The sequence below is a fragment of the Streptococcus sp. AS20 genome (assembly GCF_000524255.1).
GTDB classification, from domain to species: Bacteria; Bacillota; Bacilli; order Lactobacillales; family Streptococcaceae; genus Streptococcus; species Streptococcus constellatus.
On record NZ_JANS01000005.1, the window covers coordinates 59675 to 84755 of the forward strand.

Consider the following 25081-nt stretch of genomic DNA (forward strand, 5'->3'; position numbering starts at 1 on the left):
TGGAAGTGCGTACTAAAGAAGAAAGTCGAAGCAGGAAAGCCACCCAGACAGACTTTGATAACTTTTGATGTAGCGGTAAGGAGGTAGGGTATGGCTGGAACCATTAAAGGAATCACAATTGAAATTGGTGGCGATACGCAGCCCTTACAAAAAGCTCTAAAAGGATTGAATCACGAAGCCTTAGAAGCAAGCCGAGAGCTGAAACAAATTGATAAGGCACTAAAATTTGATACAGGCAATGTCACTCTCTTAACTCAGAAACAAGAGGTTTTAGCCAAGCAAGTTCAAACAACCAAAGAGAAGTTAGAAACATTACGTCAAGCCCAATCTCAAGTAGAAGCTCAGTTTCAAAGTGGCAAAATCGGAGCTGATCAGTACCGAGCATTTCAAAGGGAAGTCGAAATCACTCAGAACACTCTCAAAAGCTATGAGAATAAGCTAGAGGGTGTCAACCGAGCTTTGGAGCAAAATGGCTCCAGTGTCACCAGCAACAAAAGTAAACTAGCTGCTTTAGGAGCTGAACAAAATCAACTAGTTTCAGAGAGTGAGAAAGTCGCTTCCTCCTTTAAGTTGCAAGAAAGTCAGCTAGGTCGTAATGCCAGTGAATCTGAAAAACTGGCCCTTGCTCAGAAAAAGATTGCGGCTCAGTCAGAGATTGTCGAGAAACAGATTGCCAATTTAGAACGGCAGTTAGAGTTGACCAAGGCTGAATACGGTGAGAACTCAGTTGAAGCCAATAAGCTAGAGAAATCTCTCAATGAAACCAAGACGGCTTATCATCATTTGCAAAATGAGATGGGTAGCATGAGTGGGGCAAGTGATAATGCCAACCACAGCTTAGCGGAAACTAACAATCTACTAAGGTCTGAGATTCTAGTCAGCTTCAGTGAAAAACTGAGCGAAATCAGTCAGAAGCTGATTGACTTCGGAAAAGCAACACTGGAAGCTTTTCGGGAAGTGGACGAAGGGATGGATATCATCGTCACCAAAACCGGTGCCAGTGGAAAAGCGCTGGATGAGATGACGGATATTGCAAAAGGTCTTGCGACTGAAATTCCAACGGACTTTCAAACAGTGGGCAGTGCTGTTGGTGAGCTTAATACCCAGTTTGGGTTGACTGGTTATGCCTTAAAGGACGCTTCTGCGACTTTGATTAAGTATGCGGAAATCAATGGTTCGGACGTGACGGAATCAGCCATTTCCGCAAAACAAGCCATTGAAGCATATGGACTTGAGACGAGTGATTTAAATCGGGTCTTAGATACCATCACTTATACGGCACAGGCGACTGGTGTCAGCGTTCAGGATTTGATGACCAAAGCCATCCAAGGTGCTCCACAAATTAAGGCTTTAGGACTTTCATTTGATGAGGGTGTGGCTCTTATGGGGCAGTTTGAAAAAAGTGGGGTCGATTCTTCGGCTGCTCTTTCTTCCCTCTCCAAAGCAGCAGTCAACTATGCGGCTAAGGGCAAGACACTGAGTGAAGGCTTAAGAGAAACGGTCGAACAAATCCGAAACAGCACTAGTGAAACGGAAGCCTTAACGCTTGCATCCAGTATCTTTGGTACTAAAGCTGCTCCACGGATGGTCGATGCCATTAAGCGGGGAGCTCTATCTTTTGACGATTTAGCCGGAACCGCAGAAAAAGCGAAAGGGGTGGTCGCTTCTACCTATGAAGCAACACTTGACCCTATCGATCAGTTCACCTTAGCTCAAAATGCGGCTAAAGAGGCTATGGCCGAAGTCGGAGGAGCGATTGCAGAAACTCTAGCTCCGATTCTTCAACAACTTGTTCCGCTTTTGAAAAGTGTTGCGGAATGGTTCGTGAATCTTCCGGAACCTGTGCGGGAGTTCATTCTGGTTGTGGGTGGCCTGGTGACTGTAGCAGGAATTCTGCTTCCGATTATCCTTGCTTTACAAGCTGCAGCTTTAGCTCTTGGAACTACAATTGGAGGGATGTTAGCTGCGGCTACCCCTATTGTAGGGATTATTCTTGCGGTGATAGCAGCAGTGGCTTTATTGGTCATTGGTATTAAGGAACTGTGGGAACATAATGAAGCTTTCAGAGCGGCTGTTACTGAAGCTTGGAATGCCATCTATTCAGCTATTTCTTTCATCGTCCAGCAAGTCGTGGACTTTGTGATGGAAATTTGGGGAACCTTGGTTTCTTGGTGGCAGGAAAATCACCAGTTGATTCAAGATGCTGCAACAACAGTCTGGAATGCCATTTCGACAGTGATTACCACCATTATGGATTTAATCGGGCCTTATCTAACAGCCGTTTGGGAGAATATTAAGCTCGTTGTCACAACAGCCTGGGATGTTATCAAGACGGTAATAGAAACGGTCCTAAATGTCATTCTTAGCATTATCACATTGGTTATGCAGGTGATCACTGGCGACTGGTCAGGTGCCTGGGAAACGATTAAGCAAATTGTGTCGACTGTCTGGGAAGGAATTCAGACCATTATTGGCACAATCCTTAATGCTATTTGGCAATTTATAGTGAATATCTGGAACGGTATCAAGGACAGTGTTTCAAATATATTGTCCGCTCTTTCTTCTTTATTTTCATCCATTTGGAATGCGATTCAATCTACGGTAACGGGGATTGTTCAGGGGATTGCAAACACACTATCCAATATCTGGAATGGTATCTTGCAGACCATCTCAAATGTCCTAAACAGCATCTTCTCAACCGTTCGAAATATTTGGGATGGCATCAAAAATGCCATTTCTGGAGCAATTGACGGAGCTAAGAATGCTGTCTCCTCTGCCATTGATGCTATAAAGAATCTCTTTAATTTTCATATTTCTTGGCCGCATATTCCCTTACCTCATTTTAGTGTCAGTGGATCTGCCAACCCGCTTGATTGGCTAAAAGGTGATATTCCACGGATTGGGATTGAATGGTATGCCAAGGGTGGGATATTAACCAAGCCAACCATTTTTGGCTTAAATGGTACGAACCTTTTAGCAGGAGGGGAGGCAGGCAGAGAAGCAGTGCTTCCCTTAAACAGAGAAACATTGGGTCAGATTGGCCGAGGGATTGCCTCTACCTTGGATGCTCTGCCACAGATTACCATTACAATTTCAGATGTTGTAATTAGGGAAGAAGCGGACTTAGAGCGCTTGGCAGAACATGTGGCAGGAAGGCTGGCAGATGAACTAGCCAGACAAAAACAATTGAAAGGATTGGGAACATGATTCGACACAATGAATTAGTGATTGATGGAGTTCATACTTTTTCTTTTCCCTTTAAGGTGATTGTAGAAAACAGCCCACCGATTGTCATGAAGGATAGTAAAACACAGCTCCTCGAACATAGAGGAATCAGCGGTGCTGTAATGGAAACTAATAAGCACCGTAATGTAATGGAGTTACCTTTTAAAATTTATGTAATCAAACCAAGTGAAGAACAACTCTTTCAGTTTTTGACACTCTTTTCTAAAGAACAGTTTTGGTTGGAGTGTGAGCAGTTGAAGACAGTCCGACTCTGGTGCTATAAGGTCCTTGTTTCAAAAGTCACAAAGGACAAGCATGAGGTCTATGAGATGGAAGCGACTTTCCAATGCCATCCCACAAAGTTCTTTAAAGATACAGATAGTCAGTCGTTCACTCAAAATGGTGTTCTGCGAACGAAGGGGTCGGCTTTGTCTTTTCCCAAATTAACAATAGTGGGAAATACCTCAACTGAAACCAGTTTTACGATTGGTAGTCAGGTTATTCGTTTGGAGAAAATAGAGTCTGGTGAAACACTGGTGATGGATAACAACCCTGACAAACCAAGTTTTAGAACCTCATCAGGGAAAAGAATCAAGTGGTCTGGTGATTTTTTGATGATTGACCCTTCAAAAGATAAAACAGTGGGCGTCGTATTGGAGTCTGGGATTCAGTCCATTCGTTTTGAGATTGTCTGGGGGTGGGCTTAATGCTTTATTTATTGGATAAGGAAGTACAGACCGTTAAATGGAACGGTATCCCTCTTTATGAAGCGGTATCTGCTAGGGTAAAGGAAACGTTGAATGGAGATTTCACCTTAACCCTCAGGTATCCTATAACGGACAGCCATCTTTATCGGCTATTGAAAGTAGATAAACTGATTAAGGCTCCAGTCCCTGAATTGGGAGAACAACTTTTTCGTATTAAGAAACCAGTTGAGATGGATGACCACATGGAGGTACTGTGCTATCACATCACGGATGACATTCTGAAGCATTCCATTAAGCCAATCGGAAATTCTCAAGTCGGCTGTATGACGGCCTTATCTAATATGGTCCAAGCAGCCAAGACAAGTCTTGGGCCTTTTTCTTTCACCAGTGATATTGCCAAGCGCAGGGATTTTAATACGACTGAGACAACTACGCTTTATAACGTCTTGCTGGATGGTGCTCATTCCATTGTCGGAACCTGGGAAGGGGAACTGACTCGAGATAATTTTTCCTTCTCTATTCAAGAGCATCGAGGACAAAATCGTGGTGTCATTATTACGACTCATCAGAACCTGAAATCCTACAAACGGAATAGAAGCTCCCAGAATGTTGTGACCCGTATCTATGTTCATTCAACCTTTAAGCCAGAAGGAGCTAAAGAAGAGAAAACGTTAACCGTGACCGTTGACAGTCCTTTGCTTACTGCTTATCCCTATATCAATGAAAAAGAGTTTACAAATAACAATCTAAAAACCATTGAGGAATTGCAAAAATGGGGTGAGAGTAAATTTTATCATGATAAGATTGACCGAGAGCAGGATGCCATTGTGATAGAAGCCTATGAGTTAGATGGTCAAACGGTTCATTTGGGTGACTGGGTTACTCTAAAGAGCAGAAAGCATTATGTGGATTTGTTAAAGCAGGCTGTGGCTTATGAATATGATGCGCTGACTAAAGAATATATCTCATTGACCTTTGACGATAAGGCAAAAGAAGGTAGCCATAATACTTCTTCAAATTTAACAGCTGCAGCACATTCCATTTTGAATCTTGCCCTAGGCAGTCAAGAGTTGATGATTGAACGAGCCTTGGAAAATGCCAATCGGGCCTTTGAAGCTGCTTTTGAGAAGCAAGAGAGTATGGTATTAGATGGCATTGAAAAGGCAAAAGCAAAGGCAGAGGAAATTGCAGCTCAGACTCGTGAACAGATTCAGAATTCGTTTACTGCTTTTACGAAAACGACAGAATCCACGCTTCAAGCGATTTCCAAAAAGTCAGAAGAAGCCTTAGGGAAGGCAGGAGCTACTCAGCAAGCTCTGAACAAAGTCCAAGAAGTAACGAATCGAACAATAGCAGAATTGAAAGTTTTTCAAACAGAAACTCTTCAGAGAATGGGCACTTTTGTCAGTAAGATAGAAGTCAAGCAAACTCTATCCGGTCTTGAAACAACTCTCCAACAGGTTCAGGAGTATGTTTCAAAAGATGGTGAACGGCGGGAACGACTGGAGCAGTATGTACGGACGGAAACAGCCAATCAGGCCAGAACTGTCCGAGAGCAAGTAGCCAAGGACTATGTCGCAAAAGCCTCCTATTCAGAAGATGTGAAAGGCTTAAATCGTCGCTTTGAGAGTTTGCAAATTGGTGGGCGCAACTACATCCGTCATTATGATTTTGATGGTCGGTTACCCCTCTCGTCTAATGTATCAGAATGGAAATTTGAACGGGTACCAGATACGAATGCCAAAAGTGGATACTATCTCAAAGCTACTTGTACCAAAGCAGGAAATGGTGGCTTTCATAAGCCCATTTTTGATTTAAGGGGGGCTGAATGGCAAGGGAAGAAGATGGTTTATGCGGCCGACATGAAAGCGAGTCGGTCGGTAGTTGTTCGGTTTGGTTTTGAGACAGGTGGTGTTTCGACCGTGACACTTCAAACTGAATGGCATCGGTTTGTTCACTCTTTTACCGTTAAGTTTGAGAGATATTGGTCCTGGGTCTGTTATTCAAATGGCTGGCTTGTTGGTGATGTTCTTTATATTCGAGATCCACAATTGGAAGATGGGACAATTGCGACGACACCGAGTCCAGCTCCAGAGGATGACCGGCAGTACACAGAAACCAAGATTGCCTCCTATTCTCAAACAGTGGAGGGACGTTTTTCAGAAATCATACAGGCAGTCAATGGCAAAACCAGCAGCAGTGACTTTCAAAAGGTTAAGGAAACAGTTAATCTGTACTCACGGCTCATTGGCTCAAAGGAAGACAGTGTCAAACATAACTTGGCCCAGATTGTCCTGACAGATTCTTCCTATGTGACCAAGGTGACGGATTTGACCCAGAGAGTTTCCACTGTTCAAACTCAGCTCGCAAACAGTTGGTCGGTTCAGCATTTAACTTCTAGTGGTAGAGTTTTAAACAGTATTAATCTTCTAGCAGACGGTCGGAATTGGATTCATGGACGACTTACTCATATTACTGGTGAAACGTGGATTGACCATGCTGTGATTAAGTCTGCCATGGTGGATAAGTTAAAGACAGCCAACTTTGAATCGGGATCAGTCACCACCGCAATCTTAAGTGCAGAAGCAGTAACGGCTGAGAAACTGAAAGTAGATGATGCCTTGTTTAACAAGTTATCTGCGACCGAAGCTTACTTGAGGAAACTTTTCTCAAAGCATGCCTTCATCAGCCAGGTGCAGTCTGTAACTTTATCTGCGAACAAGATATCAGGTGGTATCCTAACAGCCATTAACCGAGCTATGGAAATCAGTCTCAATGCGGGTCAAATTTTGTATTATACAGACCAAGCTGCCTTGAAACGAGTTCTAGCTGGTTATCCAACCCAGTTCATTAAGTTTGCGACAGGAAATGTCGATGGTAAGGGAAGAGCAGGTGTAACCGTTATTGGCTCGAACCGGTGGGGAAGTGAAAGCTCGAATGATGGTGGTTTTGTTGGAATCCGTGCTTGGAATGGAACTAATGTAGATTCACTTGATGTGGTTGGAGATGAATTGTCTTTTGCCAGTTCGGCCTATGATAACAAAGATGGATGGGTTATGACAACAACAGGAAAACTTCAACTGCGACCGAGCAGAAAACAGGATAGGAGAGATTCCACGATTAATGTGGGTGATGTTTGGCTCTATTTAGATACAAGCGGTAACTATGTCTCACTTCACGAGGTATTACAACGTATGTCTAATAGCATTGGAGCACTCTATGAGTATCGAGCGAATCAAGGAGAAGGGCATCCAGCTTGGTGGGATACCAGAAGCTTAGTGGGACGTTTATAAGAAAGGGAACAAATGAAACCAGAAGAAATCAATCAGGCTCTTCGTTTAACCATTGAAGAGCTTACCAGAAAATTGGCAGATGAGGTAACGTCAAAGAACCTCTTAGCCATTCAATTGACTCAGAAAGAGGAGGCCTATCAAGCCCTCCAAAAGGAAAAGGAAGAATTGGAAACAGCACTTGATGAAGTGACAGCTCCAGAAGAAACAGATGGAGGTAAAAAGGATGGAGAATAAGGAATTATTGCCTGACCTCAGCCAAATCACAGAACCCTTTGATTTGGCTGCAGCGCTCACCTATATGCGGGAGAATGGAGAATTCATTCGCTGCAAGAGTGAGGGCGAGGATTTTTATATGTATCGGGAAGTTCAAAAGCGTCCGGTTATTAAAGGAGGCCGTCGGCAATTCATAGAAGTTGAAACGGTAGGTGCATTGACTCAGTGGGGAGCGACAGTCCCTACCATGAATCTGTCTGAGTTATTCCACAAGAATTTCTATATCATGCAATTTGATGAGAAAGGAAATCCAGACTGGAGTGAACCGCATAGAAAGGAGAATGAATCATGAAGCAGTTAGTTTTTGCGAATAAAGTCCTGTTTACTACGGTAGGCGGACTGATTGGAAGTGTCTTTGGCGATTGGGATGGTTTTATTTTTGCATTGATTGTCTTTATCACAATTGATTATATCAGTGGGCTGATGGCAGCCGTTGTTGAAAAGAAACTCTCCAGTGAAGTGGGCTTTCGAGGACTCTTTAAAAAGGTTGTCATTTTGATGCTGGTTGCCATGGGGCAGATTATTGATACCCATATCTTAAAACAGGGTGGTATTATCCGCACAGCAGTTATTTTCTATTACCTGTCTAATGAAGGCCTCAGCATCATTGAAAATGCGGCTCGGATTGGTCTGCCGGTTCCTGATAAACTCAAGCAGACCTTGAAACAATTAAAATCGGAGGAAAAATAAGATGGCATTATTTGGAGTAGATATCAGTGAACACAATGGTTTTATTGATTTTGATCAGTTGAAAAACAATGTTGACTTTGTCATTATTCGCTCGTCCTGGGGCAGTTTTGCGGAGGATTTACGGGCACGACGAAACGCTTCTGAATGTGAGCGGGTTGGTATTCCTTATGGCTTTTACCATTATAGCTATGCTCGTAACCTTAGTGAAGCTCAGGCAGAAGTCAATGCCTTTTTGAACTTTACAGGACAGTTCCATCCCAGCATGCCTCTTTACATTGATATGGAAGATGCGGATGGTTGGAAAGCCAACAATGGTGGTGTCTCTTGGGAGACTTCTACAGAAATTTGTCGGCTGTTTTGTGACCATGTCGAAGCAGCAGGCTACTGGGCGGGTGTCTATGCTAGCTTGTATTGGTTCCAAAACATGGGCGACTTGAGTCGCTATACCAACTGGGTGGCCCAGTGGCAGGTGGATGCTTGTGTGGTACCAACTGATATTTGGCAGTTTACCAGTGATGGTTTGGTCGGAGGTATTGGTGGACGAGTGGATTCCAACTATATGTATCGGGATCTGCGTTCTGTTTATACCGGTCAAGCTCCAGAACCTCGACCAGCTGTTACTCCAGCACCGGCAGCACCTTCTTCCTCCACCTATACAGTGCAGGCAGGGGATACTTTATCGGGTATTGCGGCTTTTTATGGCACGAGCTACCAGGAGCTGGCTGCTATCAATGGGATTGCCAATCCGGATTTGATTTATCCAGGGCAAGTCCTGCAGGTAACTGGAAGTGGAGCTGGAACGAGCGAACGGACCTATACAGTAGAAAGTGGAGATACCTTGTCTGGTATTGCGGCTTTGTATGGGACGAGCTATCAACACTTGGCGGAAATCAATGGGATTGAAAACCCGGATTTGATCTACCCAGGCCAGGTCCTCCGGATTGATTAAGGAGAATGAGCTGAGACAAGCTTGCTTGTCTTGGCTCTTTTTTACATAGACAGCAGTTGAACAAAAATAAGGTTGAATCAGTGGGCTGAATACTTGATAATATCGGGCTTTAGAGTGATAGATAGTAAGTGGAAAGGAGCAGTTTATGAAACAAAAGAAGAAGCGAGTTTGTGCTTATGCGCGGGTTTCAACCATGACAGAAAAGCAACAGGATTCTTTAGAGAATCAACAAGCTTACTATGCTCACTATTATAGCCAGCAGCCGGATATTGATTTTGTTGGCATTTATTATGATCAGGGGATTTCTGGAAATCGGGTGAATCGACCAGGCTTTCGGCAGATGATCGCGGATTGTAAGGCAGGAAATATTGATATGATTCATACCAAGTCGATCTCCCGCTTTGCGAGAAACACCGAGCTGTTACTGGAAGTGAGCCGGTATCTAAAAGCCATTCAAGTGGATATCTTCTTTGAGGAGCAGCAGCTCCATACCTTATCGAGTGAAGGAGAAGTCATGCTTACGGTTCTGGCCAGCTACGCAGAAGAAGAACTAAGGAACATGAGTGAGAACCAACGCTGGGCCTTTCAAAAGAAGTTCCAACGAGGGGAGCTCGTAATCAACACCAAACGCTTTCTAGGCTATGACAAAGACCCGGACGGAGAGTTGGTCATCAATCCTAAAGAGGCTCAGATTGTCAAACGCATCTTTTCCCTTTATCTATCGGGGATGGGTGGGCACACCATCGCAAAACTTTTTAACAAAGAGAAGGTTCCAACGGTGGATCAGAAGCAATGGCACTCGACAACGGTACTCAATATTCTAAAAAATGAGAAGTACAAGGGCGATGCGCTCCTGCAGAAATATTACTTTGCGGAGATTAACAAAAAGCAGCGCCTGAACAAAGGGCAGGTGCAGCAGTATCTGATTCGGGATAACCATGAAGCTATTGTCTCTCGAGATGATTGGGATGCGGTCCAGAAGCGTCTTCAGCAGTTCCAAGAAAAGCATGCCACGGCTAATTGCCTGCAGCGCTATCCCTTGAGTGGACTCTTGAAGTGTGAACATTGTGGATCTACTTTAAAGCGCCAAAAGTATTATAAGAGCAGGGTTGTCTGGGTTTGTAGCAAGTATATCCGAGAGGGGAAAGAAGCCTGTATCGGCATGCGTGTGCCTGATAGTGTTGTTCAAGATTGGCAAGTGACAAAACCGACCATTGTAAAGGAGGAAATCATCAATGGCAAAAAACATTACTGTTATTCCAGCAAAGAAAACGATTCAAGTGGAAACAGAGAAGCATGTCCAGAAAATCCGAATGGCGGCTTATTGTCGGGTGTCTACCGACCAAGACGAACAGCTATCAAGTTATGAGAATCAGGTTCGGTATTATCGAGAATATATTAATCAGAATCCTTTGTATGAGCTGGTAGGCATCTATGCGGACGAGGGGATTTCAGGAACCAACACTAAGAGACGTACCGAGTTCAATCACCTGATTTCAGATTGCCGGCAAGGGAAGATCGATCGCATCATTGTCAAGTCCATTAGCCGCTTTTCTAGGAACACGCTCGACTGTTTGAAATATGTGCGGGAGTTAAAGGAACTGGGGATTGGGGTCACTTTTGAAAAAGAGAATATTGACAGTCTTGATGCCAAGGGGGAGGTGCTCTTGACGATTTTGTCCTCTCTGGCTCAAGATGAATCACGATCCATTTCAGAAAATGCGACCTGGGGAATCCGCAAGAAGTTTGAGCGAGGGGAGGTTCGTGTGAACACCACTAAGTTTATGGGATATGATAAGGATGAGAATGGTAAATTAATCATCAATCCTGAGCAAGCAGAAACAGTTAAATTTATTTACCAGAAATTTCTAGAGGGATTTAGCCCTGAGTCAATAGCTAAGTATTTAAATGAAAATGACATACCCGGTTGGACTGGAAAAGCCAATTGGTATCCAAGTGCCATTCAAAAGATGCTTCAGAATGAAAAGTACAAGGGAAATGCCTTATTACAGAAGACCTTTACTGTAAATTTTTTGACCAAAAAGCGTAGTGCTAATGATGGTCAAGTCAACCAATACTATGTAGAAGATAGCCATGAAGCTATTATTGATAAGGAGACATGGGAACTAGTGCAGCTGGAATTAGCAAGGAGGAAAGCATTTCGTGAAGAACATCAACTGAATTTTTATATCATGCAAAATAAGGATAACCCCTTCACTTCCAAGGTGTTCTGTGCAGAATGCGGTTCAGCTTTTGGACGTAAGAATTGGACGACAAGTCGTGGCAAACGTAAAGTTTGGCAGTGTAACAACCGCTATAAGGTAAAGGGGCTGATTGGTTGTCAGAATAACCATATCGATGAGGGAACACTAGAGAAAGCCGTAGTAATGGCAGTAAAATTACTGAGTGAGAATGTGGATTTGTTGCATGGAAAGTGGAATAAAATTTTGGAAGAAAACCGGTTATTAGAAAAGCATTACAGTGTGTTGCTGGCTAAATTGATAAACAAGGATTGTTGGGAATATGATTCCTTTGAGATGTGTCAGGTACTAGATAGTATTTTGATTTCGGAGGATGGACAGATAACCGTTAGATTTTTAGAAGGAACAGAGGTTGATTTATAAGACCCTAGTTAGAAAGTAAGTTTTCTAACTAGGGTCTTTTTTGCGTTAATTTTGCCTTACTACTTCAATTAATAGAAATATTTTCAGTCCGTCACATATTAACCGCGATCAGAAAATAAATCAACCCAAAAGGTTGACAAATTATTTGAAATGGTTTATAATTAATATGAAAGATAAATGGAGGAAACTGAATATGATAACGGAGTATGGTAAATTTCTAAGAAAATTGAGAATAGATCAAGGTCAAACCCTCAAAATAATGGCGGAAAAACTAGGTGTAAGCTCGGCTTTTTTATCAGCTGTAGAGAATGGTAAAAAGAAAATCCCTAAAACATGGGAAACCAAATTAGCAACTGAGTATGAACTAAATGGCGAACAATTAGAGGAATTAAGACGTAGTCAACAAGACAGTCAACAATTAATAGAAATAAACCTAGAAACACTATCTGAAGCTCAAAAGGATACAGCTTTTGCTTTTGCTAGAAGTCTTGAGAAATTTGACACACAAGATTTATCAAAATTAGCCAATTTTTTTAGTAAGACTCAGGAGGGAGTTAATGACCTATAATTATAAAGTATCTCCATGTTCAAGATTAGAGATTCGAAATTTTGCTGATTATTTTCGCAAAAAGACAAAATTGTATGATGAACTTGCATATCCAATTGTTGAGATTTTTGAATTATTAGCGGAGGCAGGTTATTATAATTATGAAGTTATTTCAATTGAAGATATGCCAGATAATTATGGGGAAACTCTTCAAGGTGAAAATCTAATCCGGATTCGTGAAGATATATATGATAAAGCTTGTAAAGATGATGGTTTTTCTAGATCCACAATTGCTCATGAACTCCTTCACTTTTTTAAACATCGTCAAGAGGAGATAGTTTTTTGTCGCACTGTTGAAGAAATGAAAAACAGAAAAGTTTATGAAGATCCTGAGTGGCAGGCGAATTGTTTTGCAGGGGAGTTATTAGTTCCAAAAAGATTGGTTAAAAATATGTCTGTTGAGGAGGTGGTGAAACAATGTAAGGTCACTCATGCAATGGCTAGAATTCAACTCGGCCAATATGAGAAAGAAGGATGGTAAAAGAAAAAGCCTTTGAGTGGGGACTCAAGGCTGGTTAGAGCGGCTGGGTAAACCGACATACACAGTATTAGTTTACCATAGTCGCCTTGATATTTCAATAGAAAGGTTTTACTATATGGTGAAAATTCAAAGCAGCCGAAAAGGCTGCAAAGATGTTTTTAATGCATTCTTAGTTGAGAATGCTAACTATGCTGGAAAAGAAGAAATTCCAATCATTAACCCCTACAGTGGTACATTGCCGGAAAAAATGGTACTTTTTTCAAAACGACATCAAATTGAGAAAGAACTTTCATGGTTATGCTTTTATGAGGATGATTATAAATTCGAAAAGATTTGGAGAAATCCAAAGCTCCATTTAGAAACGTTTTTTAAGTTTAAAGGGATAATTCTTCCAGATTTCAGTTTATTTAGAGATATGCCGTATAATGTGCAAGTAAATAACATATACAGAAGTCGTGCTATTGGTTCCTGGTTACAATCGTTAGGGATCTCTGTCATTCCTAACATTCGTTGGGGAGATGCTAGAACGTATGATATTGCTTGTCTGGGCGTATCAAAAAATAATGTGATTGCTGTAGGTTCACATGGTCAGATGAAAGATTTAGATGATAAGAGGCATTTTATCAATGGGCTTGATTATGTTGTAGAAAAGCTCCGGCCTATTACAATTCTTGTTTACGGTGCTTTACCAGATGATGTATTCGATTGGTATCGTATTCAGGGGATAAATATTGTTCATTATCCAAGTTACACTTCATTGGTTTATAATAGTTTATAATCAAGGAGGTGCATGATGGGGACGGGATATCATGGAGGATTTGGTAAGACTACTGGCGCTGAGGAATTAGACTTAAAACGATTTGATAATCTAGGTGGGTTTCCTATTTTTGAGTTAATTAATCACACGAATCCTAGTACCGAGACTGATGGCTTTTTTGTTGAGCTTATTGCTGATTATAATGGATATAATAAAGGTCTGGTTGGGATAGTTCTATCAAAAGATAGCAATGATACATACAAAGTGAAGTTTTTTACTCGAGAAAATAAGGTCTTAGTTATCATTTCGGTACCGAGATTACTTTTGCATCACATTAGTCATTCTGAATTTAAAAAGTATTTTGAGTAGTATGTGAAATTTAAACATGTATATAAAAATCATAGTGATATAATTAAAGGGAGCTATTTATGGCAAATTCAACAGAGCGAATTGGTATATATGAGTGTGGCAAAATTGCGGAACGGAATAATTGGTTATTCCGAGAGCAACCTATAAATGATATAGGTATTGATGCGCATATGGAGCTTATAGAAGAAGGAAAACCTAAACAGCTTCTTGCTTTGCAAATCAAATCTGGTGAAAGTTGGTTTAAGGAGAAAAAAGATGGCTGTATTATCTTTAGAGATATTAATGAGAGACAGTATAACTATTGGACAATGAATTCTTTACCCTGTATTCTAGTCCTTTATAATCCTACTGATGAGATGTGTATTTGGGGAAAGCTTAATACTGAAACGATTCAAAAAACTCGAAATGGTGAAGGAAAAGGTTACTATGTTAAAGTGCCTTGTAGTCAGATTTTTTTGGACGACTCCTCGAATAGAAAAATTCTTTCTTATACAAATTTGCCACAACATCTGCAGAATTATAATTTTCTGTTATCTCAGAAAAAATTTATGGAAATTATTGAGAGTGGTGGAGAAGTTAAACTACATTCAACGGAGTGGGTTAACAAATCAAGTGGAAAAGGTGAGACCAAGTTAATTGTTAATGATGGAGATGAAACCAAGGAGTATTTGTACCCGTACTGGTTTCCTTTTACTCCTTATGAAGAAGTTTTTCCTAAGCTATTCCCTTGGGCTAATTTTTCTGTTGATGAAGAATTTTTTGAAGAAAGTGATTCTGAATTATGGCAACAACTTCATTGTTGGTATGATAATGAAATGGATGATTGGATCGTTGTAGGAGACACATTTGAGCAATTCCGCCAAAAATTACACCCTATGCGCTACGTTGACCATGCTGGTGAAGTTGCAGAGTATATGTTGGTTCTCAGTTTGAATGAATTGGGAAAATCGTTCTTAGAGGTAGAGCAATTTATATCTGAAACCAGACCATACACCAAAGCAAGACCAGAATCAAAAGATAAATAAAGGAGCATTATCATGAAAAAGCTTAAACTTAATAGTGGTATGAAATCGGAAAAAACTATAGATGGATATAGACTAAATCCTACTGAGAAGTATGTTATTAATTTGGAAGATGAAATGGAATTTGCAATATCGACAATGCAAGCAGTTCATATGTTTGGTTTTCCACCAGCATTTAAAAATTGGCATGCTTGGCTATTTGAGAATGGCTTTAGTATGGAAACACCAAATCCAACAAATAAGTTTGTAGCAAAGTTCTATGGAGTAGAACCTCTTTGGAAAACGCCATACTCAATGGGGCTCGTCGTAAAAGCAGAAGGTGATGATGACTATTACATTATTATGGAATGTAGTAGTAAAAATACAGGTTTCAAACACACACAAATTATTCTTACCATGGGAGGATGTTTCTAGATTAGAGAAGGACATAATATATAATGAGTAACCATAAAGGCTTGTTACGTTTAATTGTTTAATTCAGTTAATCAGACAGCCTTTATTTCGTTTCATAGTATAGGTAGTAACCATCAAAACATGTGGAGGTAGTATCACTGCTTATACGAGATGATCTATCGGCGAAGTGTAAGGAAATGGTCTGTTCTGAGATAAGATAAGACTTCAGATAAGAAGTTTTTATTGAAGTATTGTATTGATATGTAGATTATATTTTAATTTTGGGAATTAGGACGTAATACGAAATCTGGGAATGCTGATATAACAGTTGAAGATAATGAAGGTACACCTTGAAGCTAAGACTTTTGGAAATGAATTTGATAAAGAGTGGAAAAATACAGAAGTTGATGGTGGTCAACTTTTCTCATATGAAAAACAAGAAAATAAGGCAAGAGCTCTAGTTTTATATGCTTCTCAAATTGAAGCTGGTGAGATTAAACGGATGTATCATGCAATTCATTTGATTGATAATACCGATTTTCTTTCAACTCTAGATAATCCAAAATCATATAATGATGCTAAAGGAGGAAATGACAAATTCGAAATTTGGCGTGATATCTATCAACAAGATTATGTTACAAATGGAGTATTAGAAGCTAACATTAAGCCTTTTGAAATTGGACAAGCGAAATCTTCAATTGCTGATTTAAAAGAAATCGCTCACGATGAAGTTCAAAAAAAATATAATCAATTTGCAACAATTCTTCGTAAGTATAATGTTGGCGGACGTGAAAATGCCTTCGATAAACTCGTCAATCTCTTCTTAGCAAAAATTGTAATATAGAACATCAGAATGAAGCAATAAAACAAATAGAAAAATTAGAAGATTTGATTGTGATTGAAGAAAGTAAGATTGTAGAAATTCAAAAACAGAAAACAGATATCTTAGAAAGATATTTAAATGAATAAAAAGTATTTTTGAGTAGGTGTAACATTTACCTGATTTAAATCTGTTGAATTCCAAGGGCAAATCAATCAATTTTATTTCTCAGCATAGATAATCGTCAAGCATATATAGGAAACATTCTCCTCTTTGTCAAGTCTAAATTTTTAGCACTCTCATTCAGACTAAACGAACTGAATATTTTCAAGCTGAGCATTTCTCACGCAACTTTTCTATAAATTTTGCTTAGACGAACGATTAAAATATTTTGAATCTATTTCGTATTTACTCTTCATAAAAAGATTGATATAATAGCTTTGAAAGCGTTTAAAAATTCAATTTAAAAAGGAGATTAAATGACTTTAGAAACAAAAAACATTGCCATTCAAGATACTTATGGCGATCGATTCCAACATTGTTGGGGGTGTGGTCCTAAGAATGAGTCAGGCTTGCATTTAAAAACTTATCCTAGTCTTGATGGAACAAGTTGTATTAGTAAGATAACACCAGCTCGCCAGTATACTGGTGGTGTTCCAGCTAATCTATTTGGTGGCATGATTGCCATGATTTTTGATTGTCACGGTACCGCTTCAGCAGCTTGGTTTGCCCATCAAAATAAGGGGTTAGATTTAACAGAAGAAACGGTGATTGGACGATTTATTACAGCTCGATTGGAAGTAGATTATAAAAGTCCAACACCTATTGATGAGGCAATTACGGTTGTCTCTCGACTTGAAGAATTGGGTGAAAGAAAAGTCATTGTGACAATGGAGATGACAGTAGTGAATCAGGTACGTGCCAAAGCAAAAATGGTAGCAGTAGCAGTGAAAGATAATATGTAACGGATTTTCCCTTGGTTCATTACACCAAGGGATTATTTTGATTATTTAAAAAATCTCTTTAATATTAAATTAATAGTAAACATCTCAGTTAAAACGATGAAGAAATGACAACAAAGCTTTAGAAACTATGGATTTCATTACAAAAATATTTAACCAGTATTTGGTCTATGTAAAATTTGTTTTTCTAATGCGGAATTTTTGGTATAAAATAAAAGTATCTTGATTTATAGAATTGAGAATTTCTTGTTTCTTTTGTGGAAATAGTAGAAAATGGAGCGTAGATGTAGTATAATGCGATTGTTATGGGTTTTAATTTTAAAAGGTAAATCTTAAGAAAGGGCGAAAAATGACAATCTCAATCATCATTCCTTGTTTTAATGAGGAAGAGTCGCTTCCGTTGTTTTATGCGGAAATGGAAAAAATTAAATCTCAGATAAATGATCATTTTGAATATATCTTTGTCAATGACGGCTCAAAAGATAGAACTTTATCTATTTTACGAGAGCTCAGTGAGAAAAATAATAGTGTTCGTTATCTTTCTTTTTCGAGAAATTTTGGGAAAGAAGCAGCTCTGTATGCAGGTCTCAAATATGCAACTGGTGATTTAGTGACTGTCATGGATGCGGATTTGCAAGACCCACCTGCATTATTGATTCAAATGAAAAATATGCTAGATGAAAATGCTGAATTGGATTGCGTAGGAACGCGTCGTACAACACGCGAGGGAGAACCTCTGATTCGTAGTTTTTTTGCGAAGATGTTTTATAAATTGATTAATAAAATTAGCCAAGTTGAGATGGTAGATGGAGCGCGTGATTTCCGTCTCATGCGTCGACAGATGGTAGATGCTGTTTTAGAGGTTTCTGAGTATAATCGTTTTTCCAAAGGGATTTTTGCTTGGGTTGGATTTAAAACAAAATATTTGGAATATAAGAACGTGGAGCGAGTTGCAGGAAAAACCAGTTGGAATTTCTGGCAATTATTGAATTATTCTCTAGAAGGGATTATAAACTTTTCAGATGCTCCTTTGACAATAGCTTTTTGGGGAGGTATTGTTGCCTGCTTATTGGCATTTTTCCTTATCATTATTGTCATTATTCGTACCTTGATTTTTGGGGATCCTACAGCTGGCTGGCCTTCTATGGTTTCGATTATTCTTTTTCTAGGTGGTTTTCAGTTGTTGACAATTGGCATTCTTGGTAAGTATATTGGGAAAATTTTTATGGAAACCAAAAAAAGGCCAATTTATGTTATTAAAGAAAAGAGCGAGTAGAAAAAGCAGATTTTTTCTGCTTTTTTTGATATAATAAATTCATTGAATGTTTATTGTTCAGAAAGGAATTTCAGATGATTTTAATTACAGGAGCTAACGGACAACTTGGGACAGAACTTCGTTATCTTTTAGATGAACGCAATGAAGAGTATGTGGCAGTTGACGTGACAGAAATGGATATTACCAATGCTGAAATGGTAGAGAAGGTTTTTGCAGAAGTGAAGCCAAGTTTGGTTTATCACTGCGCTGCCTATACAGCTGTAGACGCAGCAGAAGACGAAGGTAAAGAACTGGACTATGTCATCAATGTGACCGGGACAGAGAATGTCGCAAGAGCGGCAGAAGCCCATGGAGCAACACTTGTTTACATCTCTACAGACTATGTCTTTGCTGGAGATAAGCCAGTTGGGCAAGAATGGGAAGTAGATGATCGACCAGATCCTCAAACAGAATATGGTCGCACGAAGCGTATGGGAGAGGAGTTGGTTGAAAAATATTCTAGCCGTTTCTACATTATCCGCACAGCTTGGGTTTTTGGAAATTATGGAAAGAACTTCGTTTTTACCATGCAGAATTTAGCCAAAACACATAAAACCCTGACGGTTGTTAATGACCAGCATGGTCGTCCAACTTGGACGCGAACGTTGGCTGAATTTATGACTTACTTAGCAGAAAATCAAAAAGAATTTGGTTATTACCATTTGTCAAATGATGCTATAGAAGATACGACTTGGTATGATTTTGCAGTAGAAATTTTAAAAGATACAGATGTTGAAGTTTTACCAGTAGATTCTAGTAAATTTCCAGCGAAAGCGAAGCGACCATTCAATTCTACTATGAGCCTAGCTAAAGCTAAGGCAACCGGCTTTGTCATTCCAACTTGGCAAGATGCCCTCAAGGAATTTTATAAACAAGGGAAGAAATAGCATATTTTTATCAATTGTAGTGATTGGTGTTAGCCGATTTTTGGAGAGGATTATTTTCATCTTCTCTTTTTTTGATCTTTAGAGTAATGAAGATATGAAGTTAAAATTTGTGGTAATGACTTTAATTTTATATTTTACTTTTTGAGATAACGTATGAAGTGTTATTTGATGTTCTAACGTCAAAGATGGATAAGAGTTTTCCAGAAGAAATCTTGTGGAACGAAGCTCATTCTGGCTTTCTTAAAACTGAGCAACTCCCTACTCAATAATCAAGGTTAAATCAGAGAAGTAGGTTAATTGAAACTTTTTGAATTTCCAAGTAACATTTTATACCGGGACAGTTAACTATTTTGCGATGCTTGTTATATGAATCCTTCCAATCAGTTTTTGGGTGATTTTATACTAAATCAGGTGAGTCATTTGGATAGGATAAGTTTTAGTAATGTGGGGAATTGGGGGCTAGATACTTCAACTTGCATACGAGTACCTTCATTTAATTTATTCGTAACAGAGATTATAGAATTCAAAAATAGAGGTAATCCATTGATTGTTTTTCCTTATACACAAATCTCCTAGAAAATGGTATAATTAAGAAACTATAATGTGGGAGAGAGTTAGAATTTGAAAGAAACAACCCAGCAAAAAATATTCTTTTGGAATATATTTGGCAGCCTGTCATCAGCTGTCGTTTCGGTCATTCTTTTAGTTGTTGTTACCCGTGTATTGTCAAGTGAATCAGCTGATTTATACAGTTTCGCTTATGCGATTGCCAATTTATTAGTAATTGTTGCTAGTTTTCAGGTGAGAGATTTTCAAGCGACTGATATTCAAGAAAAGTATTCTTTTGATGCTTATCTTGTAACAAGAATTTTATCTAATATTTTGATGGTGCTAATTCTTATTGGCTATATTATCGTGACCCCTTCAACACATAACAATATGGATATTATTTTTGGAGTATCTTTCTTTCGCGTTAGCGAAGCATTGTCGGATGTCTTTCAGGGATTGTTTCAACAAAGAGAACGACTTGATATTGCAGGTAAGTCCTTATTTATCAGAAATAGTCTATCAACCCTTGGATTCTTTATAAGTTTGATTATTTCAAGAAATCTACTATTGTCGGTGATTATTCAAATAATTATTGCTTTTTTCTGTATCGGATTATTTGATTACCCACAATCAAAAGCATTTCATAAAATTAATTTTTTTAAAGTAAATGTGAAAGATATTTTTAGTATTTTAAAAGACTGTTTTCCGCTTTTTATCAACGCCTTTTTACTGGTTTCTATTTATAATCAGCCTAAATATGCTTTGAATGATATCTTTAATAAAGGCTTTATTGGAGCAGGTGTGCAAAGGGATTTCAGTGTTCTCTTCACCCCGATATTTTCCATGAATCTTATGATTGTATTCTTGAGGCCAATGATTACCCAGCTTGCAATTTTTCGAGAAGAAAAGAAAATAAGTCATTTTATAACTTATAAAAACAATCTGTTTAAAACGTTATGGTTAACGAGTGTATCTATCTTTTTATTAGGAACATTTTTAGCGATACCTATTTTAGATATTGTTTATGGTACTGACTTAAAGCATTATCATTCTAGTTTTTTGATTTTGTTATTTGGAGGGGTAGCAAGTACTTTTTCTACAGTGTGTGATAATATTCTAACTGTTTTTCGTAAACAACATTATTTGACTATCTCTTTTTTAACGGGATATCTAGTATCTGTGTTGACTGCAAGACCGTTGGTTATGAACTACGAGGTTTTTGGAGCCGCTTTATCATTCCTTTTTTCAATGGTAGCGTGGCTAAGTGTATCCTTGATTATATATTTTGTAACAAATCCCTATACATGGTTTAGAAAGAAAAACAAATGATGAAATTTTCAATTATAGTCGCGGCTTATAATGTGGCAAACTATTTAAATGAATGTGTTGGAAGCTTAGCAAAGCAAAATTTCCCTATGTCGCAGTTTGAGGTATTAATTATTAATGACGGTTCAACGGATGAGGCTACGGGCCCACTCAGTGATGCTTTATCTGATAAATATGATGTTGTTAGAGTTATTCATCAAAAGAATGGAGGCCTGTCTGCAGCTAGAAATACAGGTATTCAAAATGCTGTGGGAGACTACTTGTTGTTTGTTGACGGTGATGACTTTTGGAGTGACAATCATTTTCTCAAAAAGTTGAGTGATAATATTGAACAAAACAAGAGCGATATAGTAATCTTTTCGTATAATAAATTCTATGATATAGATGATATCATTCAGGTTGGTTTTGAAACTGTTCCTTCTTTTGGACTTTTCAGTGATCATGTCTTGGATTTAGTATCAAAAGAAGTTTTGACTGCTCCTGCGTGGAATAAGTGTGTAAAGAAAGAGTTATTTAATCAAGGATTGGGCTTCCCTGTAGGGTTTTTGTCAGAAGATTGTCTTTATTGTGCAAATCTTTTGAAAATGGCAGGTAGTTTTTCTATTCTTAATTCGGATAATTACATGTATAGACAAAACCGAGATGGGAGTATTACTAATATAGTGAAAGAGAAGAATGTCTATGATATTTTAAAAAGCATTGACATTGGATTAAAAGGTATTGAAACATATAATCAAAATCTTAAGACTGCACTTGAGGTTTATTTCACAATATCTTATATTTCAATATTGCCTTTTGTTAATCAGTATCTTCACAATAAAGATATTGGAAGTTTACTGAAAAAATATCAATATCTATTAAAATTTTCTAAAAAAATAAACAATAGGACATTCAAAATGGTTGGTATTTTTACGAAGATTATGGGACTTAGCATATCAATCAAACTTTTTCCACGTTTGATAGGATATTATAAAAAGAGTTAATTAAGTGAATGAAAGTAAGGGAAGTATAAATGTCTAATAATCTAGCAGTTTCAGTTATTATTCCCGTTTATAATGCGGAAAAAGGCATTAGAAAATGCCTAGATTCGCTTTTAGAACAAACTTTTAAGAATTTTGAAATCATATTATTGAATGACGGATCGACTGATAATTCTTTAAAGGTGCTTCAAACCTATGCCAATCATTATCCATTCGTTCGAGTGATTGATAAGGAAAATGAAGGTGTGGCAAAAACAAGAAATAGAGGGATTCTCTTAGCTAAAGGGGATTATATTGTTTTTATTGATAATGATGATTATGTAAACAGTGATTATCTGCAAGTATTTTATGAATCCATCTCCAAAGAGGAAATGGACATTGTACTTGGTGGTTATAGACGTGTCAACCAAGAATATAAAATTATTTTTCAACAAGATTTGATTGACACAGATTGGTCGAAATATATTGTGGTAGCTCCTTGGGCTCGCATTTATCGAACATCTTTCTTGAAAGAAAATCAAATTCAATTTTTTGACTATCCAATCGGTGAAGATGTTGTCTTTAGTTTAAATGCCTATAATAAAACAGATAAAATCAAAATTATTGATTATAATGGTTATAATTGGTTTTTTAATGAGTCTAGCATTTCAAATACGTCTCAAAGAGGATTTAATCCTAAGATTGATATAGTTTACTTTTTATCACAATTGAAAGAAGTCGCTGGTGATTCGATTTATTTGAGGTACTTTATTAAACGTTATTATATTTGGTATTTGTTGTTTTCAGGCCGTTCTGCATCAAGTTCTGAGTTTATGAATCAGTATAGGATGATAAAAGAATGGATTGGACAAGAGCAAGTGGATTCTAATCTATCACCTCTGTCTAATAAGGTTCATGGTGAGAGATTTCAGATAATTATATTCATCTTGCTTTTTAGAAGCTTAGAATCTTTGAGACTGATGCCACTATTTTCAAAAATCTACTGTAAAGGAAAGAAAACGTAATTGAAAGTTTTAATGATTATTCCTGCTTATAATGAAGAGGAAAGTATTTTAAATACCGTTTTAAGCATTGTCGAACATCGGAAAAAAGTTGATTTTGAATTGGATTATGTCGTCATAAACGACGGTTCGACAGATCACACCAAAGAGATTCTTGATGAAAATGGGCTGAATGCAGTTCATCTTGTGATGAATCTTGGAATTGGTGGAGCCGTTCAGACAGGTTATAAGTATGCTTTAGAGCATGGCTATGATGTTGCAGTTCAGTTTGACGGGGATGGACAGCATGATATCAGTTCTTTGGCATCTTTATTGGAGCCTATTTGTAAGAATGAAGCGGATTTAGTAATTGGGTCACGTTTTGTTGGAAATAAAGCATCAGAATTTCAGACGACTTTTATGCGTCGATTTGGTATTACGATTATTTCTGCTTTTATTAAATGTACAACTGGAAAAAGAATTTTAGATACCACATCTGGTTATCGCTTGGGCAATCATAAGATTATTCGACAGTTTGCGATGCGCTATCCTATTAAATATCCAGAACCAGAGTCTGTCGTTCATATTTTAAAACGAAAATATAGAGTAGTAGAAGCTCCGGCAAATATGTTTGAGCGTTCTGGCGGAGTTTCTTCCATAACGCCTATCAAATCAATTCGGTATATGATTGAAGTTTGTTCATCTATTTTGATTGCTGCTTTTATGAAAGAGAGTGAATAATGTCTATTTTGTCTATTGCTATGCTGGTTGCTTCTGTTTTATTTTTATATTTTGTGTTTAGAAATATCAATAGGAATAACATATTGTTTGAGCAAGCCTTTATGTGGATTGTGATTGGTTTTGTATTGATTATTATTTCAATTTTTGATTTCATTCCAGTTTATTTTGCTCAACTTTTAGGTTTTGAATTGACCTCAAATTTTTTGCTTTCTCTGGCAGTTTTTTTCTTGTTGATTATCGTATTTTTTCATACAATTGCTATTTCTAAACAAAAGGAGCAAATCAAGCAGTTGGTGCAAGAATTATCAATTACAAAGCAAAAAATTTCTGAATTAGAAAGCGAAAAAGATGAAAAATAACCATACTTGGGTCATTTGTGCTTATGGAGAAAGTGAGTTTTTAGAAGCTTGTATTTTATCTCTGAGGGCTCAGACAATAAGATCGAAGATTATTTGCTATAGTTCGACCCCTCTTGATTCAATCAGGCAACTTTGCCAAACATACGAGATTCCTTTTTATACTAAAGAGGGTGGAGGGATTGGCAAAGATTGGAACAATGCACTTTCATTCGTCGATAGCCAGTATGCAACTATTGCTCATCAAGATGACTATTATGAGCCGACTTACTTAGAAGCTGTGTTGCAAAAAATAGAGCAATCTAAAGATGTTTTGATTGCTTATACAGATTACTTTGAAGAAAAAAATGGTGTCAAAATTTTAGCTAATAAAAATCTGAAAATCAAGACATTTATGCTCAAAGTATTGAATATAATGCCAGCTAGCCATTTCTGGAGAAATCGAGTATTAGCTTTAGGAAATCCTATCTCATGTCCAGCTGTTACCTATAATCTGGCTCGGATCAAGGAGTTTCGCTTTGATGAAAAGATGCGGGTCAGTCTAGATTGGTATGCCTGGTACAAGATTAGTGAATACAAGGGGCGATTTGCTTTTATCTCTGAAAAACTTATGTGTCACCGGATTCATGAGGAGTCAGAGACGACCAAAACCATTTCAGACAATACTCGAACCAAAGAAGATTTATATATGTATCAGCTCTTTTGGCCTAAATGGATAGCCAAGCTGATTAATCGTGCCTATATAAAAAGTCAAGATTCTAATTCTAATGACTAG

General features: G+C 38.1%; 25 protein-coding genes. All 25 read left to right on the forward strand.

What is annotated here, in order from left to right; all coding sequences use genetic code 11:
- Nucleotides 1–90: 90 nt before the first annotated feature.
- The 25 genes from HMPREF1514_RS01290 to HMPREF1514_RS01410 all read left to right on the forward strand — a co-directional run bounded on the left by HMPREF1514_RS01290 (nucleotide 91) and on the right by HMPREF1514_RS01410 (nucleotide 25081).
- The gene (locus HMPREF1514_RS01290) at nucleotides 91–3207 is read left to right on the forward strand and encodes a phage tail tape measure protein (protein ID WP_037596747.1); all 3117 of its coding nucleotides are present in this window, start codon (nucleotides 91–93) and stop codon (nucleotides 3205–3207) included.
- Nucleotides 3204–3932 carry a phage tail protein gene (locus HMPREF1514_RS01295; RefSeq protein ID WP_037596749.1) on the forward strand — a complete coding sequence of 243 codons (729 nt, stop codon included), beginning with the start codon at nucleotides 3204–3206 and terminating at the stop codon, nucleotides 3930–3932. Before HMPREF1514_RS01290 ends, HMPREF1514_RS01295 begins: the two co-directional genes overlap by 4 nt.
- Nucleotides 3932–7225, forward strand: a complete 3294-nt coding sequence (locus tag HMPREF1514_RS01300) for a phage tail spike protein (protein WP_037596752.1) — start codon at nucleotides 3932–3934, stop codon at nucleotides 7223–7225. Before HMPREF1514_RS01295 ends, HMPREF1514_RS01300 begins: the two co-directional genes overlap by 1 nt.
- A gap of 12 nt (nucleotides 7226–7237) precedes the next feature.
- The gene (locus tag HMPREF1514_RS01305; RefSeq protein ID WP_037596754.1) at nucleotides 7238–7459 is read left to right on the forward strand and encodes a hypothetical protein; all 222 of its coding nucleotides are present in this window, start codon (nucleotides 7238–7240) and stop codon (nucleotides 7457–7459) included.
- On the forward strand, nucleotides 7449–7790 hold the full coding sequence (locus tag HMPREF1514_RS01310) for a hypothetical protein (RefSeq protein ID WP_037596755.1): 342 nt from the start codon (nucleotides 7449–7451) through the stop codon (nucleotides 7788–7790). Before HMPREF1514_RS01305 ends, HMPREF1514_RS01310 begins: the two co-directional genes overlap by 11 nt.
- Nucleotides 7787–8188, forward strand: a complete 402-nt coding sequence (locus HMPREF1514_RS01315; RefSeq protein ID WP_037596757.1) for a phage holin family protein — start codon at nucleotides 7787–7789, stop codon at nucleotides 8186–8188. The genes HMPREF1514_RS01310 and HMPREF1514_RS01315 overlap by 4 nt, the downstream gene beginning before the upstream one ends.
- 1 nt (nucleotide 8189) lies before the next feature.
- Nucleotides 8190–9137: a LysM peptidoglycan-binding domain-containing protein gene (locus HMPREF1514_RS01320; RefSeq protein WP_037596760.1), complete on the forward strand. Its 948-nt coding sequence runs from the start codon at nucleotides 8190–8192 to the stop codon at nucleotides 9135–9137.
- 145 nt (nucleotides 9138–9282) lie between these two features.
- A complete protein-coding gene (locus HMPREF1514_RS01325; protein WP_037596763.1) occupies nucleotides 9283–10506 on the forward strand; it encodes a recombinase family protein in 1224 nt (407 codons plus the stop codon).
- Nucleotides 10418–11761: a recombinase family protein gene (locus HMPREF1514_RS01330; RefSeq protein ID WP_443030963.1), complete on the forward strand. Its 1344-nt coding sequence runs from the start codon at nucleotides 10418–10420 to the stop codon at nucleotides 11759–11761. Before HMPREF1514_RS01325 ends, HMPREF1514_RS01330 begins: the two co-directional genes overlap by 89 nt.
- A 193-nt stretch (nucleotides 11762–11954) precedes the next feature.
- Complete coding sequence (locus HMPREF1514_RS01335; RefSeq protein ID WP_037596765.1) at nucleotides 11955–12329, forward strand: helix-turn-helix domain-containing protein; 375 nt, start codon at nucleotides 11955–11957, stop codon at nucleotides 12327–12329.
- Nucleotides 12319–12849, forward strand: coding sequence for an ImmA/IrrE family metallo-endopeptidase (locus tag HMPREF1514_RS01340; protein ID WP_037596767.1), 531 nt, complete (start codon nucleotides 12319–12321; stop codon nucleotides 12847–12849). Before HMPREF1514_RS01335 ends, HMPREF1514_RS01340 begins: the two co-directional genes overlap by 11 nt.
- 115 nt (nucleotides 12850–12964) lie before the next feature.
- Nucleotides 12965–13627 (forward strand): DUF4417 domain-containing protein, encoded by a 663-nt coding sequence (locus HMPREF1514_RS01345; RefSeq protein WP_037596770.1) that lies wholly within the window; start codon nucleotides 12965–12967, stop codon nucleotides 13625–13627.
- Between the two features lie 12 nt (nucleotides 13628–13639).
- Complete coding sequence (locus HMPREF1514_RS01350; RefSeq protein WP_156921857.1) at nucleotides 13640–13975, forward strand: hypothetical protein; 336 nt, start codon at nucleotides 13640–13642, stop codon at nucleotides 13973–13975.
- Between the two features lie 59 nt (nucleotides 13976–14034).
- The gene (locus HMPREF1514_RS01355) at nucleotides 14035–15000 is read left to right on the forward strand and encodes a DUF4365 domain-containing protein (RefSeq protein ID WP_037596774.1); all 966 of its coding nucleotides are present in this window, start codon (nucleotides 14035–14037) and stop codon (nucleotides 14998–15000) included.
- Nucleotides 15001–15012: 12 nt separating this feature from the next.
- Nucleotides 15013–15411, forward strand: a complete 399-nt coding sequence (locus HMPREF1514_RS01360; protein ID WP_051426765.1) for a hypothetical protein — start codon at nucleotides 15013–15015, stop codon at nucleotides 15409–15411.
- Nucleotides 15412–15727: 316 nt separating this feature from the next.
- Nucleotides 15728–16234, forward strand: coding sequence for a hypothetical protein (locus HMPREF1514_RS01365; protein WP_037596776.1), 507 nt, complete (start codon nucleotides 15728–15730; stop codon nucleotides 16232–16234).
- 455 nt (nucleotides 16235–16689) lie between these two features.
- Entirely contained in the window at nucleotides 16690–17175 is a 486-nt protein-coding gene (locus tag HMPREF1514_RS01370) for an acyl-CoA thioesterase (RefSeq protein WP_037596779.1), read from the forward strand.
- A 346-nt stretch (nucleotides 17176–17521) separates the two neighbouring features.
- Nucleotides 17522–18448, forward strand: coding sequence for a glycosyltransferase family 2 protein (locus HMPREF1514_RS01375; protein WP_037596781.1), 927 nt, complete (start codon nucleotides 17522–17524; stop codon nucleotides 18446–18448).
- A gap of 74 nt (nucleotides 18449–18522) precedes the next feature.
- Nucleotides 18523–19374, forward strand: coding sequence for a dTDP-4-dehydrorhamnose reductase (rfbD, locus tag HMPREF1514_RS01380; protein ID WP_003068630.1), 852 nt, complete (start codon nucleotides 18523–18525; stop codon nucleotides 19372–19374).
- Nucleotides 19375–19995: 621 nt separating this feature from the next.
- Entirely contained in the window at nucleotides 19996–21252 is a 1257-nt protein-coding gene (locus HMPREF1514_RS01385; RefSeq protein WP_037596784.1) for an oligosaccharide flippase family protein, read from the forward strand.
- Nucleotides 21252–22232, forward strand: coding sequence for a glycosyltransferase family 2 protein (locus HMPREF1514_RS01390; protein ID WP_037591155.1), 981 nt, complete (start codon nucleotides 21252–21254; stop codon nucleotides 22230–22232). The genes HMPREF1514_RS01385 and HMPREF1514_RS01390 overlap by 1 nt, the downstream gene beginning before the upstream one ends.
- A 29-nt stretch (nucleotides 22233–22261) precedes the next feature.
- The gene (locus tag HMPREF1514_RS01395) at nucleotides 22262–23233 is read left to right on the forward strand and encodes a glycosyltransferase family 2 protein (protein WP_003068638.1); all 972 of its coding nucleotides are present in this window, start codon (nucleotides 22262–22264) and stop codon (nucleotides 23231–23233) included.
- Complete coding sequence (locus tag HMPREF1514_RS01400) at nucleotides 23234–23950, forward strand: glycosyltransferase family 2 protein (RefSeq protein WP_037596785.1); 717 nt, start codon at nucleotides 23234–23236, stop codon at nucleotides 23948–23950.
- Nucleotides 23950–24309, forward strand: coding sequence for a DUF2304 domain-containing protein (locus HMPREF1514_RS01405; protein ID WP_003027703.1), 360 nt, complete (start codon nucleotides 23950–23952; stop codon nucleotides 24307–24309). The genes HMPREF1514_RS01400 and HMPREF1514_RS01405 overlap by 1 nt, the downstream gene beginning before the upstream one ends.
- A complete protein-coding gene (locus HMPREF1514_RS01410; protein WP_003068644.1) occupies nucleotides 24299–25081 on the forward strand; it encodes a glycosyltransferase family 2 protein in 783 nt (260 codons plus the stop codon). The genes HMPREF1514_RS01405 and HMPREF1514_RS01410 overlap by 11 nt, the downstream gene beginning before the upstream one ends.

Excerpts from the sequence above, each read along its gene's own strand:
- HMPREF1514_RS01290 (WP_037596747.1), top strand. The coding sequence starts at position 91 with ATGGCTGGAACCATTAAAGGAATCACAATTGAAATTGGTGGCGATACG.
- HMPREF1514_RS01295 (WP_037596749.1), top strand. The coding sequence starts at position 3,204 with ATGATTCGACACAATGAATTAGTGATTGATGGAGTTCATACTTTTTCT.
- HMPREF1514_RS01300 (WP_037596752.1), top strand. The coding sequence starts at position 3,932 with ATGCTTTATTTATTGGATAAGGAAGTACAGACCGTTAAATGGAACGGT.
- HMPREF1514_RS01305 (WP_037596754.1), top strand. The coding sequence starts at position 7,238 with ATGAAACCAGAAGAAATCAATCAGGCTCTTCGTTTAACCATTGAAGAG.
- HMPREF1514_RS01310 (WP_037596755.1), top strand. The coding sequence starts at position 7,449 with ATGGAGAATAAGGAATTATTGCCTGACCTCAGCCAAATCACAGAACCC.
- HMPREF1514_RS01315 (WP_037596757.1), top strand. The coding sequence starts at position 7,787 with ATGAAGCAGTTAGTTTTTGCGAATAAAGTCCTGTTTACTACGGTAGGC.
- HMPREF1514_RS01320 (WP_037596760.1), top strand. The coding sequence starts at position 8,190 with ATGGCATTATTTGGAGTAGATATCAGTGAACACAATGGTTTTATTGAT.
- HMPREF1514_RS01325 (WP_037596763.1), top strand. The coding sequence starts at position 9,283 with ATGAAACAAAAGAAGAAGCGAGTTTGTGCTTATGCGCGGGTTTCAACC.
- HMPREF1514_RS01335 (WP_037596765.1), top strand. The coding sequence starts at position 11,955 with ATGATAACGGAGTATGGTAAATTTCTAAGAAAATTGAGAATAGATCAA.
- HMPREF1514_RS01340 (WP_037596767.1), top strand. The coding sequence starts at position 12,319 with ATGACCTATAATTATAAAGTATCTCCATGTTCAAGATTAGAGATTCGA.
- HMPREF1514_RS01345 (WP_037596770.1), top strand. The coding sequence starts at position 12,965 with ATGGTGAAAATTCAAAGCAGCCGAAAAGGCTGCAAAGATGTTTTTAAT.
- HMPREF1514_RS01350 (WP_156921857.1), top strand. The coding sequence starts at position 13,640 with ATGATGGGGACGGGATATCATGGAGGATTTGGTAAGACTACTGGCGCT.
- HMPREF1514_RS01355 (WP_037596774.1), top strand. The coding sequence starts at position 14,035 with ATGGCAAATTCAACAGAGCGAATTGGTATATATGAGTGTGGCAAAATT.
- HMPREF1514_RS01360 (WP_051426765.1), top strand. The coding sequence starts at position 15,013 with ATGAAAAAGCTTAAACTTAATAGTGGTATGAAATCGGAAAAAACTATA.
- HMPREF1514_RS01365 (WP_037596776.1), top strand. The coding sequence starts at position 15,728 with ATGAAGGTACACCTTGAAGCTAAGACTTTTGGAAATGAATTTGATAAA.
- HMPREF1514_RS01370 (WP_037596779.1), top strand. The coding sequence starts at position 16,690 with ATGACTTTAGAAACAAAAAACATTGCCATTCAAGATACTTATGGCGAT.
- HMPREF1514_RS01375 (WP_037596781.1), top strand. The coding sequence starts at position 17,522 with ATGACAATCTCAATCATCATTCCTTGTTTTAATGAGGAAGAGTCGCTT.
- rfbD (WP_003068630.1), top strand. The coding sequence starts at position 18,523 with ATGATTTTAATTACAGGAGCTAACGGACAACTTGGGACAGAACTTCGT.
- HMPREF1514_RS01390 (WP_037591155.1), top strand. The coding sequence starts at position 21,252 with ATGAAATTTTCAATTATAGTCGCGGCTTATAATGTGGCAAACTATTTA.
- HMPREF1514_RS01395 (WP_003068638.1), top strand. The coding sequence starts at position 22,262 with ATGTCTAATAATCTAGCAGTTTCAGTTATTATTCCCGTTTATAATGCG.
- HMPREF1514_RS01405 (WP_003027703.1), top strand. The coding sequence starts at position 23,950 with ATGTCTATTTTGTCTATTGCTATGCTGGTTGCTTCTGTTTTATTTTTA.
- HMPREF1514_RS01410 (WP_003068644.1), top strand. The coding sequence starts at position 24,299 with ATGAAAAATAACCATACTTGGGTCATTTGTGCTTATGGAGAAAGTGAG.